This window comes from Corallococcus exercitus (assembly GCF_042231735.1).
Classification (GTDB): Bacteria; Myxococcota; Myxococcia; order Myxococcales; family Myxococcaceae; genus Corallococcus; species Corallococcus exercitus_B.
In genome coordinates this window covers 8,689,294-8,707,413 of sequence record NZ_CP102577.1, presented here as the reverse complement: position 1 = coordinate 8,707,413, position 18,120 = coordinate 8,689,294, and the positions used below count along the sequence as shown (strand labels likewise).

Genomic DNA, 18,120 nt, shown 5'->3' with positions numbered 1-18,120 from the left:
AGCGTCCCATGACCGCCCGATTCTTCGAGCTTTCGGAGGACGTCCAGGAAGGCATGTGGGTTCTGGAGGTCCCCTGGAATGAGCTGCGCCAGGAGGAGGAAGACCCCTGGATGTTCACGAAGGGGAGTCCTGTCCGGGTGGAAGGGCACCTGACCGTTCCCATTGGAGATCCCGGCAGGCCACACGACTTCTCCCGGATCCCCTTTGGCCTGACGCCCGTCGTTCACGTCAAGCTCGCCAACGTCCTGTTGGAACACGCGGCGGACGACGTGCAACTCATCCCCGTCACCATCCCGAAGCACCCTGATCAGTACGCACTCCTCGTCGCCACGAAGCTCATCCGCTGCATTGATGAGCAGGCTTCGGAAGGGGTCCGGTTCTGGGAGCCCCGGCACGGTCAGCCCTGGCGGATCGGCGAATACCGCTCCGTGGACATCATGCGCATCGACAAATCACAGGTGGGTGACGCGAAGATCTTCCGCCCCTGGGGCTGGAATGTCGCCCTCATCGTCTCCGAGGACCTGAAGACCGCGCTGGAGCGCACCGGCGCCACCGGCATGTACTTCACGGAGGTGTAGTCACCCCTCGCGAGTGACGTTGCCCTCCAGGCCCGGCGCGCCCAGCGCCATGCCCAGCGCGGCCACCGCCGTGAGCCCCGCGGCGATGGCGAACTGGGTGGCGAAGTGGCCTCGCGCCAGCGACAGCGCCGCCACCGCCAGGGACCCGCCCAGCAGCCGCATCGAATAGAGCGTGCTCGTCACGATGCCCCGGTACTGCCACGGCGCCCGCGACTGCGGCCCCAACAGCGAGCTGCTCGCCGCCGGTCCCACGCCCATGCCCACCAACGCCAGCGCCGCGAACGTGGCCGGAATCCCCCACCCTCGCAGCGCCGCCACCGACAACAGCCCCGCGCCCGTCGCCGCGAGCGTGAACCCCAGCCCCACGCTCGCGCGCATCCCGCCCCGCACCAGCACCTTCACGCCGAACGTGGACCCCACCGACCAGCCCAGCAGCATCGGCACCAGCGCCAGCCCCGCGCCGATGGGCGAATGGCCGCCCTGCTCCGTCATCCACAGCGGAACCCACGCCGACATCGTGTACAGCAGCGCGCCCGCGAACAGCCCGCCCGCGATGCCGCTCACCACCGTCCGGTCCCGCACCAACACCGCGGGCAACAACGGCGCGGGCGTCCTCTTCTGCTGCCACACGAACAGCGCCGCCCCCGCCACCGCGCCCAGCGCGCACAGCCCTCGCGCCTGCGCCGCGCCCGGCTCCAGCGCGAAGAGCAGCAGCGCCACCGTGCTCCCCGCCAGCACCGGCCCCCAGGTCTCCAGCGTCGTCCCCTCGTGCCGGGGCGGATCCCGGTAGGCCAGGTGCAACAGCAGCGCGGACAGCACGCCCACCGGCAGGTTCACCAGGAACACCCACCGCCACGACGCGTGCATCACCAGCCAGCCGCCAATCAGCGGGCCCAGCGCGTTCGCCGCACCCCACGCGCCGGTGAAGAGGCCCTGGATGGCCGCCCGCTCGCGCAGCGTGTAGAGGTCCGCGCTGATGGTCAGCGTCGTGGGCTGCAACGCGCCCGCGCCCAGCCCCTGCATCACCCGGAAGCCCACCAGCGCCGGCACCGACGTCGCCAGGCCGCACAGCGCGGACCCCACCAGGAACAGCCCCATCCCCGCGAAGAACACCGGCTTGCGCCCCAGCCGGTCCGCCAGCTTCCCACTCACCAGCACGCCCACCGTCGACGCGAAGAGGAACGCGGAGAACACCCACGAGTAGAGCGCGTCCCCGCCCAGCTCCCGGGTGATGGTGGGCATGGCGCTCGTCACCACCGTGCCCTCGAAGGCGCTCACCACCAGGGCCAGCAGCACCGCCCCCGTGGCCACCCGCCGCGCCCCACCCGGCCGCATCCGGCTGCCCGCTTCCGCCGTCACACCGCTTCCATCCATGCCCCCTCCTTACGCCCCGGCGGGCCATGCGGAAACCGCATCTTCGGCATAGGCTCCTTGCGCATCCCGCATGACCTCCGAACAGCTCCGAGCCTTCCTGCAGGTCGCCCGCGAGGGGCGCGTCTCCACCGCCGCGAAAGGCCTGGGACTCTCCCAGTCCGGCCTGTCCCGGCAGCTCCAGGCCCTGGAGGCGGAGGTGGGCGCCCGCCTCCTGGTGCGCACGCCCTCCGGCGCCGTCCTCACCGACGCGGGGGAGCGCTTCCTGCCGCACGCCACCCGCGCCCTGGAGGCCCTGGCGTCGGGCCGCGCGGAGCTGGAGCGTCTGGCTGGCACGCCTCGAGGCCCCGTGGTGCTGGGCGTCCTGCCCACCGTGGGTGCCTTCCTCGCCCCGGACCTGATGGCCTCCTTCGTCCCCGCCTACCCGGAGGTGCGGCCCCGCCTGGTCCAGGACCACGCCCCCGTGCTGGAGGAAGGCGTGGCCCGAGGCACGCTCGACCTGGCCATCCTCACGCGGCCCGTGCGCCGGGCGGACCTGGTCACGCAGCTGCTGTGGGACGAGCCCCTGGTGCTCGCGGTGCCCCGGGGCCACCGGCTGACGCGGCTGGGACGGCCCGTGGCGATCCAGGAGCTGACGGAGGAGACGTGGGTCCGCATCCCCAACATGGTCGGCACCCGCGCGGTGGAAGCGGCGTGCGAGGCGCGCGGCGTGACGCCGAAGGTGGCCCTGGAGACGGACACGGCTGAAGCGCTGGGCCGCATGGTGGAGCGCGGCCTGGGCCTGGCGCTCGTGCCCCGCATCATGGCGAAGGACGCCCCCGCCCACGGCTTCGACGTGGTGGCGCTCGCCCGGGGAAGTCCGCGCAGGCAGGTGGCGCTCGTGCATCGGGGGCAGGGCTCGCTCACCGCCGCGGCACGCGTGCTCAAGGACGCCATCACGGACTCCGTGAAACAGCACGTGACCGGCTGACAGTCGAGCCGCCGCTGGACTAGGAGGGCCCCATGCCCCGCATGGACAGCTTCGTGGAGTACACGTTGGAGTTGCTGGAGCCGCTCGGCGCGGTGCAGGCCCGCTCGATGTTCGGTGGCTGGGGCCTGTACTTCGGGGGCCGGATGTTCGGCCTCATCATCCAGGGCCAGCTCTACCTGAAGACGGACGACGTCACCCGCGCCGACTTCGAGGCCGAGGGCTGCCGGCCCTTCATCTACCAGAGCCGCGGCAAGGAGCAGCCGATGAGCTACTGGACGCCGCCCGCCGACGCGGAGGACGACGGCCGCCGGCTGCTGCCCTGGGCTCGCCGCGCCGTGGACGCCTCCAACCGCGCCGCGATGAAGAAGGCCGCGAAGAAAACCCCCGCCGCGAAGAAAACCCCCGCCGCGAAGAAGGCCGTCGCGAAGAAGAAGCCGGCGCGCGTCAGGCGGTCTTGATGGTGGCCACGTCGCCGAGCCCCAGCTCGGCGATGGAGACCTCGCGCATGCGGAACTTCTGCACCTTGCCGGTGACGGTCATCGGGAAGCTGTCCACGAACTTCCAGTAGCGGGGAATCTTGAAGGTGGAGATGCGGCCGGTGCAGAACGCCGTCAGCGCCTCCGCCGTGAGCGTGGCGCCGGACTTCAGGCGCACCCACGCCATCACCTCCTCGCCATACTTCACGCTGGGCACGCCGATGACCTGCGCCTCGGAGACCTCCGGGTGCGTGTGGAGGAACTCCTCCACTTCACGCGGGTACACGTTCTCCCCGCCCCGGATGATCATGTCCTTGATGCGGCCGACAATCTTGACGTAGCCCTCCGCGTCCATGGTGGCCAGGTCGCCGGTGTGCATCCACCCGGCCCGGTCGATGGCCGCCGCCGTGGCCTCCGCGTTGTTCCAGTACCCGAGCATCACGCTGTAGCCGCGCGTGCACAGCTCCCCGGGCTGCCCCAGCGGCACCACCGCGCCCGTGTCGGGGTCCACCACCTTCACCTCCAGGTGCGGGTGCACGCGGCCCACCGTGGCCACGCGCTTCTCCAGCGTGTCGTCCAACGGGTTCTGCGTGGACACGGGCGACGTCTCCGTCATGCCGTAGCAGATGGTGACCTCCTCCATGTGCATCCGCGACTGCACCTGCTTCATCACCTCCACCGGGCACGGCGAGCCCGCCATGATGCCGGTGCGCAGCGACTTCAGGTCGAACTCGCCGAAGCGCGGGTGGTCCAGCTCCGCGATGAACATGGTGGGCACGCCGTAGAGGGACGTACAGCGCTCGGCCTGCACTGTCTGGAGCACCGCCAGCGGGTCGAACGCCTCACCCGGAATCACCATGGCCGAGCCGTGGGACGTGCAGGCCAGGTTGCCCATCACCATGCCGAAGCAGTGGTAGAACGGCACCGGGATGCACACGCGGTCCTCCGGCCCGTAGCGCAGCACCTCGCCCACGAAGAAGCCGTTGTTGAGCACGTTGTGGTGCGACAGCGTCGCGCCCTTCGGGAAGCCCGTGGTGCCGGACGTGTACTGGATGTTGATGGGGTCGTCGAACTGGAGCGACCGCTCGCGCGCCTCCAGCACGTCGTCGCGGATGCTCGCGCCGCCCTTCACCAGCCGGTCCCAGTCCGAGTCCAGCACCAGCGCCTCGCGCAGGCCCGCGCACCGGGGCCGCACCTCCGCCAGCATCCGCGTGTAGTCCGTCTGCCGGAAGCCCTTCGCCAGGAGCAGCACGCTCACGCCCGCCTGGTTGAGCGCGTACTCCAGCTCCGACGTGCGGTAGGCGGGGTTCAGGTTGACGAGGATGGCGCCCGTGCGCGCGAGCGCGTACTGCGACACGGTCCACTCGAAGCGGTTGGGGGACCAGAGCCCCACCCGGTCGCCCTTCTGGATGCCCAGCGCCAGCAGGCCCTTGGCCACCGCCGTCGTCGCGTCCCAGAACTGCCGCCAGGTGACGCGGTAGTTCTGCGAGGCCACCACCAGCGCCTCGCGGTCGCCGAAGCGTTCGACGGTGCGGCGCAGGTTCTGGCCAATGGTCTCCCCCAGCAGCGGGGTGGTGCTGGTGCCATGGGCATAGGACAGGGCGGTCGTCATGACGTCATCGTCCCCAGGGTGGCCCCGGGTCGGCAAGCGTCAGCGGGGAGCAGGGCCTCCGGCTGTCCGCTTGTACCCGCCGACGCTCCCGCTAGGGTCGAGGGCTTTCCGGGGGATTCACATGCACCAGTGGCCGACGTTTCGCCGTGGGTTATGGGGCTTCGTCCTGCTGTCCGTCCTTCACGGGAGCGCGGCCATCGCGGCCGGGGACACACCCATCGTCGTCGGCACCCGCACCTCGCTGACGTCCAAGGTGTTGGGGGAGGAGCGGCCGCTGATGATCCACCTGCCCGACGGCTACGAGGCCGCCGCCACCGAGCGCTACCCGGTGCTCTACGTGCTGGACGCGGAGACGCACTTCGTCCACGTCGCCAGCATGGTGGAGTTCCTGGCGCGGACGCGGCACATCCCGGAGATGATCGTCGTCGGGGTCCCCAACACGACGGACCGCGACCGCGACCTCACCCCGCCCTTCTCCAAGACGGAGCGCGTCGACGACGGCCGGCTGCTCTCGGAAGCCGCGCCCACGGCGGGCCATGCGGACACCTTCCTGCGCTTCTTCACCGAGGAGCTCGCCCCTTCCGTGGAGGCGCGCTACCGCACGCAGCCCTATCGGATCCTCGTGGGCCACTCCTTCGGCGGCCTCTTCGCGATGCACGTCCTCACGCACAAGCCGGAGAGCTTCAACGCCTACGTGGCCCTCAGCCCGTCCGTGCACTGGAACTCCGCCGAGCTGGTGCGCACCGCGCCGGAAGCCCTCGCGCGCCTCACCGCGCCGGGCCGCGCGCTGTACCTGTACGAGGACGCGGAGGAGGCACCCAACGTCGCGCGCCTTCGCATGCTCGCCAGGGAGTTGCGCAAGCGCAAGCCGGCGAACCTCACGTGGCGCTACGACGAACTGCGTGGCCAGGATGACCACGCCAGCCTTCCGCACATTGGGACGTATGAAGGGCTGCGGTTCCTCTTCAACGGCTGGAAGGTCCCCGAGGCGCTCCAGCTGACCGGAGACCTGGCGCGGCTGGAGGCGCACTACGCGGGACTGTCCAAGCGCGTGGGCTACCCGGTGGTGCCGCAGGAGCGCCTGTTCAACTGGGTGGGCTACCACCACCTGAAGGGGAAGCGCCTTCCCAAGGCGATCGCCGCCTTCGAGCGGAACCTCACGCTTCACCCCGACTCCGGCAACGCGCACGACAGCCTGGCGGATGCCCTGGAAGCCGCGGGGCGCCTCCAGGAAGCCCTGACGCACCGCGAGCGCGCCGTCGCGCTGGCACGCGAGCATCAGGATCCGGACCTGCCGCATTACCAGAAACACGCGGACGAGCTCCGCGCCCGGCTCGCCGCACAGCCCACGCCCTGAACTGTCGGCACCGAGGCCCGTCCCCCTGGATGAGAAGGTGAGAGCCCTGTCAGGCCGCCCCGCCAGCGGCGCCCCCATCGAACCGGTCCGACTGTCGGACCAGTTGGGAAGACCGAGGCCGAGGGCCGCGGCGCCCTCGGAGCCGCGGAAACCTGTCCGACTGTCGGACCGGTTGGGACATCCGCGGCTGGGGAGCTGCCGTGCCAGTCGAGCCGAGGAAACCTGTCCGACTGTCAGACAGGTTGGGACATCCGCTGCTGGGGAGCTGCCGTACCAATCGAGCCGAGGAAACCTGTCCGACTGTCGGACAGGTTGGGAAGACCGAGGCCGGGGGCCCCTGCTCCATCCAGGCAGTGGAAACCTGTCCGACTGTCGGACAGGTTGGGAAGACCGAGGCCGGGGGCCCCTGCTCCATCCAGGCAGTGGAAACCTGTCCGACTGTCGGACAGGTTTGGCCCGCGTCTGGCGGGAGGGGGACGGCCTGGATATCCGGGGCTCAGGGGGCGAGGGCGACGGCCCGCTTCCGGCGTGGCCTGTGCATGCGGTCCACGCCCTGGCACGCGGCGCAGAAGTAGAGCGTGCGCGCCGCCAACGACTGCCCCGTCACCTTCCCGCCGCAGCGCGGACACGGCAGGCCCGCGCGGCTGTACACGCAGAAGCGCTCCGCCCGTTTGCGTCCGGGTGACGGGAGCGGCGGTGCACCCGGTGTGACGATGAGCCCGTCGCGCACACCGTCCTGCAACAGCGCCCGCATCGCGCCCCACAGCCCGTCGAACGCATCCCGCTCCAGCTCGCACGCGGGCATCAGCGGCGGCAGGCCCGCGACGAACAGCGCCTCCGCCCTCACGATGTTCCCCACGCCCGCGATGCGCCCCTGGTCCAGCAGCGCCTGCGCCAGCGGCACGCGCCCCCGTGTCAGCCGCGCATAGGCCCGGGCCGGTGACGCATCCGTGCGCAGCGGATCCTCCCCCAGCCTCGCGCGCAACGCGGCCTCCTCCTCCAGTGACAACAGCTCGCACGCGGACGGTCCGGACAGGTGCAGCGTCGCCCCTTCCGACGTCAGCCGCAGCCGGCACGCCGTGGACGGCTCGGGTGCATCTCCCCGGAAGTGACGGATGCGCCCGAAGAGGCCCAGGTGGATGTGCAGCCGCACGTCCCCTTCGAACAGGTGGAACAGGTGCTTGCCGTGCGCATCCACGCCCAGCAGCGCCCGCCCGGACAATCCGTGCGCCACCTCCGGCCGGCCCTGCGGTGAATCCGCCATGAATCGCCGCCCCACCAGCCAGCGGCGGTGGACCCGGGCAACCCGGTGGATGCTGTGACCCTCAGGCATCCCCCTGGGTAATCCCGGCCTCTGCCCGCTGCCAGGGCCCACCGCGCCCTGGCCCCTGGACGACCGGACGGCCGCGACGTTTTCCCTCAGCCGGCATCCACGTCCGGAACCTGGCCGTTCCGCTCCAGAGTGCGGGAAGAAGGCCAGCCCGGCCTCCATCAGCCATTCCCGTCGCAGAAACAAAGAAAACGCTGTCCTGTCACGTTATCCTGACGCAACGCCCCATGGACGATCCGAACGCCCGACTGGTTGCCACCCTGCTGGAGGCGCGACAGCGCCACTGCTTCCCCCCGGACGTGCGCAAGGCGGCGCCGGAGTTCGTCGCGCAGGTGCTGGGGCTGCTGTTCCCCCACTTCGCGGAGCGGCTGGAGTGCAACGCCGCCGCGGTGCGCCGGGACGTCACCGCCGTGGAGGCGAGCCTCCAGCGCATCCAGGGGCTGCTCGCGCCGCACTACCCCGTCACGGACGCGGGCATGTCCTCGCGCTTCATGGCGAAGCTGCCGGACCTCTATGAGTGGCTCCAGCAGGACGCGCGCGCCATCTTCGAGGCGGACCCCGCCGCGCGCAGCGTGGACGAGGTCGTGCTCACCTACCCGGGCTTCTACGCCATCGCCATCTACCGCGTGGCGAACGCGCTGCACCGGCTGAACTTCCCCCTGCTGCCGCGCCTGCTCACCGAGTACGCCCACCAGCGCACCGGCGTGGACATCCACCCGGGCGCCACCATCGGCCGCAGGTTCGTCATCGACCACGGCACGGGCCTGGTCGTCGGTGAGACGACGGTGATTGGCGACAACGTGAAGCTGTACCAGGGCGTCACGCTGGGCGCGCTGATGGTGGAGAAGGCCCTGGCGGACAGGAAGCGCCACCCCACCATCGAGGACGACGTGGTGGTGTACGCGAACGCCACCATCCTCGGAGGCGGGACGGTGGTGGGCAAGGGCAGCATCATCGCCGGCAACGCCTGGCTCACGCAGAGCGTGCCCGCCCAGTCCGTCGTCACCCGCCGCAGCGAGGTGCGCGCGCGCCACGGCGACGAGGGCCTGGACGTCCTCGACTACCAGATTTGAGTTTCCCTCACGCAGTGCCCGTTCCCCATTCACAGGAGACGCCATGAAGGTCGACAACATCCTGCAGACCATTGGCAACACGCCGCACGTGCGCATCAACCGGCTGTACCCGTCGCGCGTGACGGTGCACCTGAAGCTGGAGCGCGCCAACCCGGGCGGCAGCATCAAGGACCGCATCGGCCTGGCGATGATTGAAGACGCGGAGAAGAAGGGCCTCCTCAAGGAGGGCAGCGTCATCATCGAGCCGACGAGCGGCAACACCGGCATCGGCCTGGCCATGGTGGCCGCGGTGAAGGGCTACAAGCTCATCCTGGTGATGCCGGAGTCCATGAGCATCGAGCGCCGCCGCGTGCTGGCCGCCTACGGTGCCCAGTTCGACCTGACGGAGCGCGCCAAGGGCATGAAGGGCGCCATCGCCCGCGCCCAGGAGCTCGTCGCGCAGACGCCCAACGCGTGGATGCCGCAGCAGTTCGAGAACGAGTCCAACATCGAGATCCACAAGCGCACCACCGCGCAGGAGATCCTCAACGACTTCCCGGAGGGGTTGGACTACCTCATCACGGGCGTGGGCACCGGCGGCCACATCACCGCGTGCGGCGAGGTGCTCAAGGCGAAGTGGCCCAAGCTGAAGGTGCTCGCGGTGGAGCCGGTGAAGTCCCCCGTCATCAGCGGCGGCCAGCCGGGCCCGCACCCCATCCAGGGCCTCGGCGCGGGCTTCATCCCGAAGAACCTGCACACGGACATCCTCGACGGCACCATCCAGGTGGATGAGAAGGACGCCTACGAGTTCACCCGCCGCGCCGCGCGCGAGGAGGGCATCTTCGTGGGCGTGTCCTCCGGCGCCGCGCTGGCCGCGGTGAACCAGAAGCTGGCGGAGATCCCGGACGGCAGCCGCGTGCTCGCCTTCTGCTACGACACCGGCGAGCGCTACCTCTCCGTGGAGAACCTCTTCCCGGCGCAGTAGCCCCCATCACGCGCCACGGTCCGGGTGGGAGGCCTCACCCGGGCCGGTACGCGCGCACCAGCTCCACCAGCCGGTCCATCTCCTCGTCCGAGTTGTAGAAGTGCGGCGACAGGCGGATGCGCCCGCGCCGGACGGAGTGGGACACCTTCTGCTCCGACAGGTACGCGCTGAGCGCGCGCACGTTCGCGCCGGGCGGCAGGAAGGTGAGGATGCCCGCGCGGTCCTTCGGCTCGGGGCCTACGTCGCACCCCAGGTTGCGCAGGCCCATGTCCAGCCGGGCCAGCAGCTCGCCAATCCGCCCGCCGATGGCCTCCGGGCCCACCTCCAGCAGCAGCTCCAGCGCGGCGCCCAGGGCGTAGATGCCGGGGTACGCGGCGCTCCCCTCCTCGAACTTGGCCGCGTCCGGGCGCAGCTCGAAGTGGGAGCGGTTGAAGTTCCACGCGTCCGTGGTGCTGCGCCAGCCCACCAGCGCGGGCCGCACGCGCGGCAGCACGTCCTTCGCCACATACAGGAAGCCGATGCCGGAGATGCCCAGCATCCACTTGTGGCTGTCCGCGCTGAGGAAGTGTGCGCGGCTCCTCTTCACGTCCACCGGGATGCAGCCCACGCTCTGGATGCCGTCCACGCACAGGAGCACGCCGGAGCGCTCACACACCTCGCCCAGCGCATCCAGGTCCGTGCGGTGGCCGGTGGCGAACTGCACCGACGACACCGCCACCAGCCGCGTGCGCGGCGTGAGCACGGACGCCACCGCCTCCGGCGTCACGCCGCCGTCCGGCGTGGGAATCTCGCGGACCTCCACGCCCCGGGCCTGGAGGTGCTGCCACGGGTAGACGTTGGAGGGGTACTCGATGCTCGTGGCGACGGCGACCTCGTCCCCGGGCCGCCAGTCCAGGCCTTCCGCCACCAGCCCCAGGCCGTGGCTGGTGTTGCGAACGAAGGCCACCTCCTCCGGGGAAGCGCCGATGATGCGCGCGGCGAGCCCGCGCACCTTCTCGCTGTGGGCCTCCCAGCTCCGCTCATTCAGGACGCCGTGGTTCACCACGTCGTCCATCCACGCCTTCACGGCGGCGGCGGCGCGCAGGCTGGTGGGCGCGACCCCTGCGTGGTTGAGGTAGAGCTGTTCCTTCAGGACGGGGAACTCGGCGCGGTAGGGCTCGAATGAGAAGCTCATGTCCAGCGAGTGTAGCCACCCGCCCACCGCGAGCCGCACGCTCCGGAGAGCCCGTCGACTACAGGACGACCAGCAGGCCCAGCGACGCCGTGGGGTACACCGTGCGCAGGCCCAGGTTGCTGGAGCCCACCTGGAGCTCCCGCACGTCCGTGAAGGTGAAGCCCGGGCCGGCCCGCGCCGACAGGCCCACGCGCCCGGAGCCCGGCCGCCACATCACGCCCAGCGTCGGCTCCAGGAAGGCCGTCGTCGTGTAGTCCTTGCGGTCCGGCATCGCCGCGCCGCCGGGGCGCGCGACGAACTCCTCCAGGCCCAGCGTCATCCCCACGAACGGGCGCACCGTGCCGTCCGCCAGGAAGGCGAGCGTGTAGCGGCCGTCCAGGCCCACGCCGAAGTTGAGCTTCACGTCGCTGCTGCCCACGCCCGTGAAGCGCGCCTTCGTGCCCAGCGACCGGTTCCACCCGCCCGCGCGCCCCAGCAGACCGAACGCGAACCGCGAGTCCCGCGACGGAGCCACTTCCGCCCGGATGCCGTACAGCGAGCCGTCCAGCGCGGGCGGCTGCAGCTCCAGCAGGAACGCTCCGCGCCGAGCCTGCTCCTGCCCCGTGGACGAGGAGCCCAGGTCCTGGGCCATCGCCGGCACCGACACCAACGCCGCACCCACCGCCACCGCCTTCACCCACTGCATCGACCGCCTGGACTCGACTCGCATGGCCCGTCTCCCTCGGTTTAGCCGGACAACTAACTTAGTCACACGACTAACTAAGACTGGCAACGCGGGATGTCAAGCCGGCGACCGGTCGTCGGCCTTGCGGGGGTGGGAGGCGGTGCCCTATGGGTCTGGGATGCCATCCCCCCGCCGTGGCAAGACGCCGCCTCCCCCGACCGCTCCGGAGCCTGACGCCCGGGCGCGCCTCATCGCCGCCGGCCAGCGCGTGCTGGGGGAGCGGGGCTACGACGCCGCGACGGTGAAGGAGGTGGCGCGCGAGGCGGGGGTGAACCAGGGGCTGGTGCACTACTACTTCGGCAGCAAGGACGCGTTGCTGCTGGCCGTGACACAGGAGGCGAGCCGCCAGTACATGTCGGAGCTGGAGCGGCTGCGCGCGCAGACGCCCGCCGAGGAGCTGGCGGAGACGGCCTTCGCCTGGGGCGAGAAGCTGGCCACGGACGCGCCCGGGACGTGCCGGCTGCGCTACGAGCTGTTCGCGCTGGGCCTGCGCAACCGCGACCTGACGCCCGCCGTGGCGCAGCTGCTGGGTCAGGGGGACGGAGAGATCGCCCGCACCGTGGCGCACGTGCGCACGGGCCACGACACGGCTCCCACCGCGGAGGACCTGCACTACGCGGTCATCATCAAGGCGTGCGTGGACGGGCTCGCGCTGCACCACCAACTGGACAACAGCTTCGACCCGCTGCCCGTGTACGCGCTCCTGCGGCGGATCATGCTCGCGAGCATCGAGCAGCCCACCCCGCCCCGCGCCCCCACGCGCAAGCCGAAGGCCCAGGGCCGGCGTGGGACGCGTTCCCCCCGCACGCCGCGCAAGGCCCCAAGCCCGCGCCGTCGCTGAGCCAGAGCGCAGGGCGAGGTCCGCGTCGCACGATGGCGACACATCCCCACGCCGGGTCATGCCCCTGCATGGCCAACGCCCTGCTTACGCGGGCGCCAAGCAGGTCAACGTGGAGCGCGGGCCCGAAGCCAGGAGCGGTGCACTCATCCGCCGGGATGCAGCGCCAATCATGGCCAGACGAAGCGCCGGATTGAAGCCTGGAGCCGGAGCGCTCATCCTCCGGGACGCCGCGAGCGCGGTGCGCGCCTCGAGCGGACGGGGCGCATCACCTCGCCGGTCAGCGCGAGCAGCTCCTCGCGCAGCCAGCGGCCCTTCGGGTCCTCATCCACCTGACGGTGCCAGTACAGGTGCAGGTCCACGGGCGGCAGCGCCAGCGGCACGGACAGCAGGTGGTTGCCGAGCCCCGCGTTGAGCGCCTCCGCGTGCCTCCGGGGCATCGTGAGCAGCAGGTCCGACCCCGCGACGATGCGGCACGCGGCCTCGTAGTGCTGGCACCGCACGGCCACGTCGCGCTGGTGCCCCAACCGGCCCAGCACCAGGTCCTCGAACGGCAGGCCCGTGCGCCGGGACGACACCGCGACGTGGCGCGCGGACAGGTACGCGGCCCCGGTCAGCGAGCGCCTTCGCGCCGCCACCACGCACAGCTCGTCGCGCAGGAGCACCGTGTGCCGCAGGTCCGGCCCGGTGGGCTGCGCGACGTCGATCGCCAGGTCCAGCCGCCCCGACGCCAGGTCCCGCTCCAGCCGCGTGCGCTCCAGCCGGACGCTCGTCACGCGAGCCTCCGGCGCCCGCACGCGCAGCCGCTCCACCCACGCGGGCAACAGCGACGGCTCCAGCACGTCAGGCATCGCCAGGGCGACATGGAGCACGTCGCGCGCCGGCTCGAAGTGCCGGGTGCGGTGCACCGCCTGCTGGAGCAGCGCAAGCGCGTCCTGGATGCCGGGCGCCAACCGCTCGGCCAGCGCCGTGGGCGCCACGCCCCTGCCCTCCCGGACGAAGAGCGGCTCGCCCAGCTGCTCGCGCAGGCGCGCCAGCGCATGGCTCACGGCGGAGGGGCTCAGGAACAGCACGTCCGCGGCCCGGGCCAGGTTGCGCTCGCGCAACACCACGTCGAACACCCGGAAGAGATTGAGGTCGAGCGCCGGGCGGGCAGCGGAATCCTGAACAGGCTTCATGAGAACACATGACCAACATTCAGTGGCTTCATCAACCCGCCGGGGCGCAGGATGCCCCGCATGGACTTCCAGCCCTCCGCCAGGACGACCGAATACCTGGAGCGCGTGAAGCGCTTCATGTCCGAACACATCGAGCCGGTGGAGGGCGCCTACCTCCAGGCCCTGCATGCGATGGAGGCCGGCGGCGACTGGCGCCAGTGGAAGGTGCCGCCCGTGATGGTGGAGCTCAAGGCCCGCGCGAAGGCCGAGGGGCTGTGGAACCTCTTCCTCCCGGACGCGGAGCTGGGCGCGGGCCTGAGCACGCTGGAGTACGCGCCGCTCGCGGAAGCAATGGGCCGCAGCTTCATGGCGCCGGAGGTCTTCAACTGCAGCGCCCCGGACACCGGCAACATGGAGGTCCTCTGGCGCTATGGCTCCCCGGAGCAGCAGGAGCAGTGGCTGAAGCCGCTGCTCGCGGGCGACATCCGCTCCGTGTTCTGCATGACGGAGCCGGACGCCGCGTCGTCGGACGCCACCAACATGCAGGCCACCGCCGAGGTGGACGGCGACCACGTGGTGCTCAACGGCAAGAAGTGGTGGTCCAGCGGCCTGGGCCACCCCAACGCCAAGGTGGCCATCTTCATGGGCCGCACGTCCCAGGCGGGCGCGGACCGCCACCACCAGCACTCCATGGTACTGGTGCCGCTGGACGCGCCGGGCGTGGAGATCATCCGCATGCTGCCCGTCTACGGCGACCATGACGCCCCGCACGGCCACGGCGAGGTGCACTTCAACAACGTGCGGGTGCCCAGGTCCGCGCTCATCTCCGGCCCGGGCATGGGCTTCGAGATTGCCCAGGGCCGGCTGGGCCCGGGCCGCATCCACCACTGCATGCGGTGCATCGGCGCGGCGGAGCGGGCGCTGGAGCTGATGATCGACCGCGGCATGGGCCGCACCGCGTTCGGCAAGCCGCTCATCAACCTGGGCGGCAACCGCGAGCGCGTGGCGGAGGCGCGAATCGCCATCGACCAGGCCCGCCTGCTCACGCTGTACGCGGCGTGGAAGCTGGACGACGTGGGTGCGCTGGGCGCGATGACGGAGATTTCCGCCATCAAGGTCGTGGCGCCCAACGTGCTCCAGCAGGTGGTGGACGACGCCATCCAGGTGCACGGCGGCGCGGGCGTGTCGCGCGACACGCCGCTCGCGGGCTTCTTCGCCCAGGCGCGCAGCCTGCGCATCGCGGACGGCCCGGATGAAGTCCACAAGGGCGTCATCACCCGCATCGAGCTCGCGAAGCGCGGCTTCAGCAAGGGAGGTTGAACATGACGACCCCGGTCTCCATCCCGCTGGACGAGGGCAAGGCCGTGCGCTCCGGCGAGGCGCTGGACGTGCCCGCGGTGGACGCGTGGCTCAAGGCCCAGGTGCCCTCGCTCCAGGGCACGCCGGAGGTGACGCAGTACACGGGCGGCGCCTCCAACTGGACCTACCGGCTCAAGTACGACAACCGCGACCTCATCCTGCGCAGGCCTCCCGCTGGCACCAAGGCGAAGTCCGCGCACGACATGTCGCGTGAATACACGGTGCAGCAGGCGCTCAAGCCCGTGTACCCGGTGGTGCCCACCATGGTGGGGCTGTGCCAGGACCCGGCCGTGCTGGGCGCGGAGTTCTACGTGATGGAGCGCATCCCCGGCCTCATCCCGCGCAAGCACCTGCCCAAGGGGCTCAACCTGGACCGGGCCCGCACGCGCCAGCTGTGCCTCAACGTGGTGGATCAGCTCATCGCGCTGCACGGCGTGGACGCGCAGGCGGTGGGCCTGACGTCGCTGGGCAAGGGGCCGGGCTATCCGCAGCGCCAGATTTCCGGCTGGTCCGACCGCTATGAGAAGGCGCGCACCTGGAACGTGCCCCGGATGAAGCGCACGCGCGAGTGGCTGGCGGCGCACGTCCCACCGGACATCAAGACGTGCGTCATCCACAACGACTGGCGCTTCGACAACGTGGTGCTCAAGCCGGAGGACCCCACGCAGGTCATCGGGGTGCTGGACTGGGAGATGGCCACGCTGGGCGACCCGCTGATGGACCTGGGCAACACGCTGGCCTACTGGGTCCAGGCGGATGACGACGCGTTCCTGCGCATGACGCGCCGGCAGCCCACGGACCTGCCCGGCATGCTCACGCGCGAGGAGGTGGTGGCGTACTACCTGGAGCGCACCGGCCTGAAGCCCGCCAACTGGACCTTCTACGAGGTCTACGGCGTGTTCCGGCTCGCGGTCATCGCGCAGCAGATCTACTACCGCTACCACCACAAGCAGACGCGCAACCCGGCGTTCAAGAACTACTGGCTCATCGTCAACTACCTGGCCTACCGCTGCCGCCAGCTCATCAAGAAGGCGGGGGGCTGATGGGCGCGCTCTACCTCATCCGCCACGGCCAGGCGTCCTTTGGCGCGAAGGACTACGACAAGCTGTCGGACGTGGGCGTGCAGCAGGCGCGCGTCCTGGGGGAAGCCCTCCGCTCGCGGCTGCCGAAGGTGGACGCCGTGGTGACGGGCACGATGCTGCGCCACCGCGAGACGGCGGACGCGTGCCTCCAGGCGCTGGGCCAGCAGGTGGAGCCCGTGCGGACCGCGGGCTTCAACGAGTTCGACCACGAGGAGGTCGTGCACCGGCACACGCCGCGCTACGCGGACTTCGCCGTGCTGCGCGAGGAACTGGCCGCGACGAAGGACCCCCGCCGCGCGTACCAGGACCTGTTCACCCAGGCCGTGGGGCGCTGGGTCGCGGGCGGCCACGACAGCGAGTACCGGGAGTCCTGGTCCGCCTTCAAGGCGCGCTGCCTGGAGGCGCTGGCGACGCTCGTGGCCTCGCTGGGGCCCTCCAGGACGGCGCTGGTGTTCACTTCCGGCGGCCCCATCACGGCCATCAGCCAGGACCTGCTGGGCATCCCGGATGCACATGCGTTCCGGACGAACTGGACGCTGGCGAACTGTGGAGTCACGAAGGTCCTCTACAGCGAGCGGGGCCGGTATCTGTCCACGCTCAACGAGCACGGACACTTCGAGGGAGAACACCGCGCGCTCATCACCTACCGCTGAGGTGGGGGGCTCGCGTAGCGTGGTCCCATGACGCGGTGCCTGCTCAACATCGACCTGGGGGAGCTGCCCGGGGAGGACGAACAGCTCTACGCGCTCGCGCACCTGGCGAACATCGCCTGTGGAGGACACGCGGGGGATGTGGCGTCCATGCGGCGGGCGCTGGAGCTGTGCGAGCGCCACGGCACGCTCGCCGGCGCGCACCCGTCGTACGCGGACCGCGAGGGCTTCGGACGCAAGGCCCTGGACGTGGCGCCGGAGGTGCTGCGCGCGCAGGTGGCGGGGCAGTGCGGACAGCTGGCCACGCTGGCCCGCGAGCGCGGCGTGCCGGTGCGGCACGCGAAGCCCCATGGAGCGCTGTACCACGCGGCCAACAAGTCCCCCGCGCTGGCGCGAGCGGTGGTGGACGGCGTGGTGGAGGCCCTGGGGACGGACGTCACGGTCGTGGGACCCGGTGCGGGAGCGTTGAGGGACGCGGCGGCGGCGGCGGGGCTCGGGTATGCGCGCGAGGGCTTCGCGGACCGGGGCACGCTGCCAGACGGTTCGCTGATTCCGCGAGGCCAGCCCGGCGCGGTGCTGACGGACGTGGCACAGGCGCGGGACAACACGGTGCGGCTGGCCACGGGCGGCACGGTGGACTCGCTCTGCGTGCACGGCGACACGCCGGGCGCGGTGACACTGGCCCGCGAGGTGCGCGCGATGCTGGACGCGCTGGAGCAGCCACCCGAGCCCATTGGGGACAGCGCGCTGCGGCTGGTGTTGCCGGAAGCCGTGGACCGGGGACTGGCGAGAGAAGTCCTGTGCGCGCTGCCGGGAGTACAGGACGCGGTCATCACCGAGGCCCACGCGTGCGTGTACTTCGACCCGGCGACACCGCCCGAGTCCCCGGCGCTCGTGCTGACGCGGCTGCGCGTGGCGCCTGTCGCCCCGGTGGAGCATCCGCTCATTCGCATCCGCGTGCGCTACGACGGCGAGGACCTGCCGAAGGTGGCCGAGCACGCGGGCCTCACGGTGGAGGAAGTGGTGCGGCGCCACACGGCGCGCGAGTACACGGTGCGCTGCGTGGGGTTCCTGCCCGGCTTCGCATACCTGGGGGACGTGGATCCGAGCATCGCGTGTCCCCGGCTGCCGGTGCCGCGCACGCGGGTGCCAGCGCTCGCGGTGGGCATCGCCGGAGGGCGCACGGGCGTGTACCCGTTCGCGTCGCCGGGAGGCTGGAACCTCGTGGGCACCGCGCTGGACTTCACCGCGTTCGACCCCCAGCACGGCGCGGTGCTGCACCTGGGCGACCGCGTGCGCTTCGAGCCGGTGGATGCATGAAGGCCCTGCACGGGAGGCCGGGCGAAGAGGCCTGGCCCGGACAGCCATGCGGGACCCCGCCCGCCGCCCGATACAGTCCCAACCT

The 18,120-nt window shown here is 71.2% G+C and carries 17 protein-coding genes; 11 read left to right on the top strand and 6 right to left on the bottom strand.

Translation table 11 applies throughout. The features are described from left to right. The first annotated feature begins 8 nt into the window (after nt 1-8). On the top strand, nt 9-578 hold the full coding sequence (locus tag NR792_RS35085) for an imm11 family protein (RefSeq protein WP_375757063.1): 570 nt from the start codon (nt 9-11) through the stop codon (nt 576-578). Here the strand turns inward: NR792_RS35085 and NR792_RS35080 are convergent, their stop codons facing one another. After that, nucleotides 579-1,952: an MFS transporter gene (locus NR792_RS35080; protein ID WP_375757062.1), complete on the bottom strand. Its 1,374-nt coding sequence runs from the start codon at nt 1,950-1,952 to the stop codon at nt 579-581. It abuts the gene before it with no gap. A 70-nt stretch (nt 1,953-2,022) separates the two neighbouring features. Here NR792_RS35080 and NR792_RS35075 point away from each other — a divergent pair, with 70 nt between their 5' ends. Together NR792_RS35075 and NR792_RS35070 are read left to right on the top strand one after the other, a co-directional pair. After that, nucleotides 2,023-2,919 carry a LysR family transcriptional regulator gene (locus NR792_RS35075; RefSeq protein ID WP_375757061.1) on the top strand — a complete coding sequence of 299 codons (897 nt, stop codon included), beginning with the start codon at nt 2,023-2,025 and terminating at the stop codon, nt 2,917-2,919. 32 nt (nt 2,920-2,951) lie between these two features. Next, nucleotides 2,952-3,377, top strand: a complete 426-nt coding sequence (locus NR792_RS35070) for a TfoX/Sxy family protein (protein ID WP_375757059.1) — start codon at nt 2,952-2,954, stop codon at nt 3,375-3,377. Here NR792_RS35070 and NR792_RS35065 read toward each other — a convergent pair. Then, nucleotides 3,364-5,007 (bottom strand): AMP-binding protein, encoded by a 1,644-nt coding sequence (locus tag NR792_RS35065; RefSeq protein WP_375757058.1) that lies wholly within the window; start codon nt 5,005-5,007, stop codon nt 3,364-3,366. The two genes, NR792_RS35070 and NR792_RS35065, sit on opposite strands and share 14 nt — an antisense overlap. A 121-nt stretch (nt 5,008-5,128) precedes the next feature. On the opposite strand from NR792_RS35065, the gene NR792_RS35060 reads away from it, so the two are divergent. After that, complete coding sequence (locus NR792_RS35060; RefSeq protein WP_375757057.1) at nt 5,129-6,364, top strand: alpha/beta hydrolase-fold protein; 1,236 nt, start codon at nt 5,129-5,131, stop codon at nt 6,362-6,364. A 496-nt stretch (nt 6,365-6,860) separates the two neighbouring features. Here NR792_RS35060 and NR792_RS35055 read toward each other — a convergent pair whose 3' ends face one another. Beyond that, a complete protein-coding gene (locus tag NR792_RS35055; protein WP_375757056.1) occupies nt 6,861-7,697 on the bottom strand; it encodes an Fpg/Nei family DNA glycosylase in 837 nt (278 codons plus the stop codon). Between the two features lie 224 nt (nt 7,698-7,921). On the opposite strand from NR792_RS35055, the gene epsC reads away from it, so the two are divergent. Further along, complete coding sequence (gene epsC, locus NR792_RS35050; RefSeq protein ID WP_375757055.1) at nt 7,922-8,767, top strand: serine O-acetyltransferase EpsC; 846 nt, start codon at nt 7,922-7,924, stop codon at nt 8,765-8,767. 43 nt (nt 8,768-8,810) lie between these two features. Further along, nucleotides 8,811-9,731 (top strand): cysteine synthase A, encoded by a 921-nt coding sequence (gene cysK, locus NR792_RS35045; protein ID WP_375757054.1) that lies wholly within the window; start codon nt 8,811-8,813, stop codon nt 9,729-9,731. A 34-nt stretch (nt 9,732-9,765) separates the two neighbouring features. On the opposite strand, the gene NR792_RS35040 is transcribed toward cysK, so the two are convergent. Both NR792_RS35040 and NR792_RS35035 read right to left on the bottom strand, forming a co-directional pair. Then, entirely contained in the window at nt 9,766-10,905 is a 1,140-nt protein-coding gene (locus NR792_RS35040) for an aminotransferase class V-fold PLP-dependent enzyme (protein ID WP_375757053.1), read from the bottom strand. A 58-nt stretch (nt 10,906-10,963) separates the two neighbouring features. Next, entirely contained in the window at nt 10,964-11,614 is a 651-nt protein-coding gene (locus tag NR792_RS35035) for a hypothetical protein (RefSeq protein ID WP_375757052.1), read from the bottom strand. Nucleotides 11,615-11,747: 133 nt separating this feature from the next. Here NR792_RS35035 and NR792_RS35030 point away from each other — a divergent pair, with 133 nt between their 5' ends. Next, nucleotides 11,748-12,470 carry a TetR/AcrR family transcriptional regulator gene (locus NR792_RS35030; RefSeq protein ID WP_375757051.1) on the top strand — a complete coding sequence of 241 codons (723 nt, stop codon included), beginning with the start codon at nt 11,748-11,750 and terminating at the stop codon, nt 12,468-12,470. Between the two features lie 212 nt (nt 12,471-12,682). On the opposite strand, the gene NR792_RS35025 is transcribed toward NR792_RS35030, so the two are convergent. Further along, nucleotides 12,683-13,645 (bottom strand): LysR family transcriptional regulator, encoded by a 963-nt coding sequence (locus NR792_RS35025; RefSeq protein WP_375757050.1) that lies wholly within the window; start codon nt 13,643-13,645, stop codon nt 12,683-12,685. A gap of 60 nt (nt 13,646-13,705) precedes the next feature. Between NR792_RS35025 and NR792_RS35020 the strand changes: the two genes are divergently transcribed. The 4 genes from NR792_RS35020 to NR792_RS35005 are packed head-to-tail and all read left to right on the top strand — an operon-like array spanning nt 13,706 to nt 18,035. After that, on the top strand, nt 13,706-14,944 hold the full coding sequence (locus NR792_RS35020; RefSeq protein WP_375757049.1) for an acyl-CoA dehydrogenase family protein: 1,239 nt from the start codon (nt 13,706-13,708) through the stop codon (nt 14,942-14,944). A 2-nt stretch (nt 14,945-14,946) separates the two neighbouring features. Beyond that, complete coding sequence (locus NR792_RS35015; protein ID WP_375757048.1) at nt 14,947-16,026, top strand: phosphotransferase family protein; 1,080 nt, start codon at nt 14,947-14,949, stop codon at nt 16,024-16,026. Further along, the gene (locus tag NR792_RS35010; RefSeq protein ID WP_375757047.1) at nt 16,026-16,718 is read left to right on the top strand and encodes a histidine phosphatase family protein; all 693 of its coding nucleotides are present in this window, start codon (nt 16,026-16,028) and stop codon (nt 16,716-16,718) included. The genes NR792_RS35015 and NR792_RS35010 overlap by 1 nt, the downstream gene beginning before the upstream one ends. Nucleotides 16,719-16,745: 27 nt before the next feature. Next, a complete protein-coding gene (locus NR792_RS35005; RefSeq protein ID WP_375757046.1) occupies nt 16,746-18,035 on the top strand; it encodes a LamB/YcsF family protein in 1,290 nt (429 codons plus the stop codon). Nucleotides 18,036-18,120: the final 85 nt, after the last annotated feature.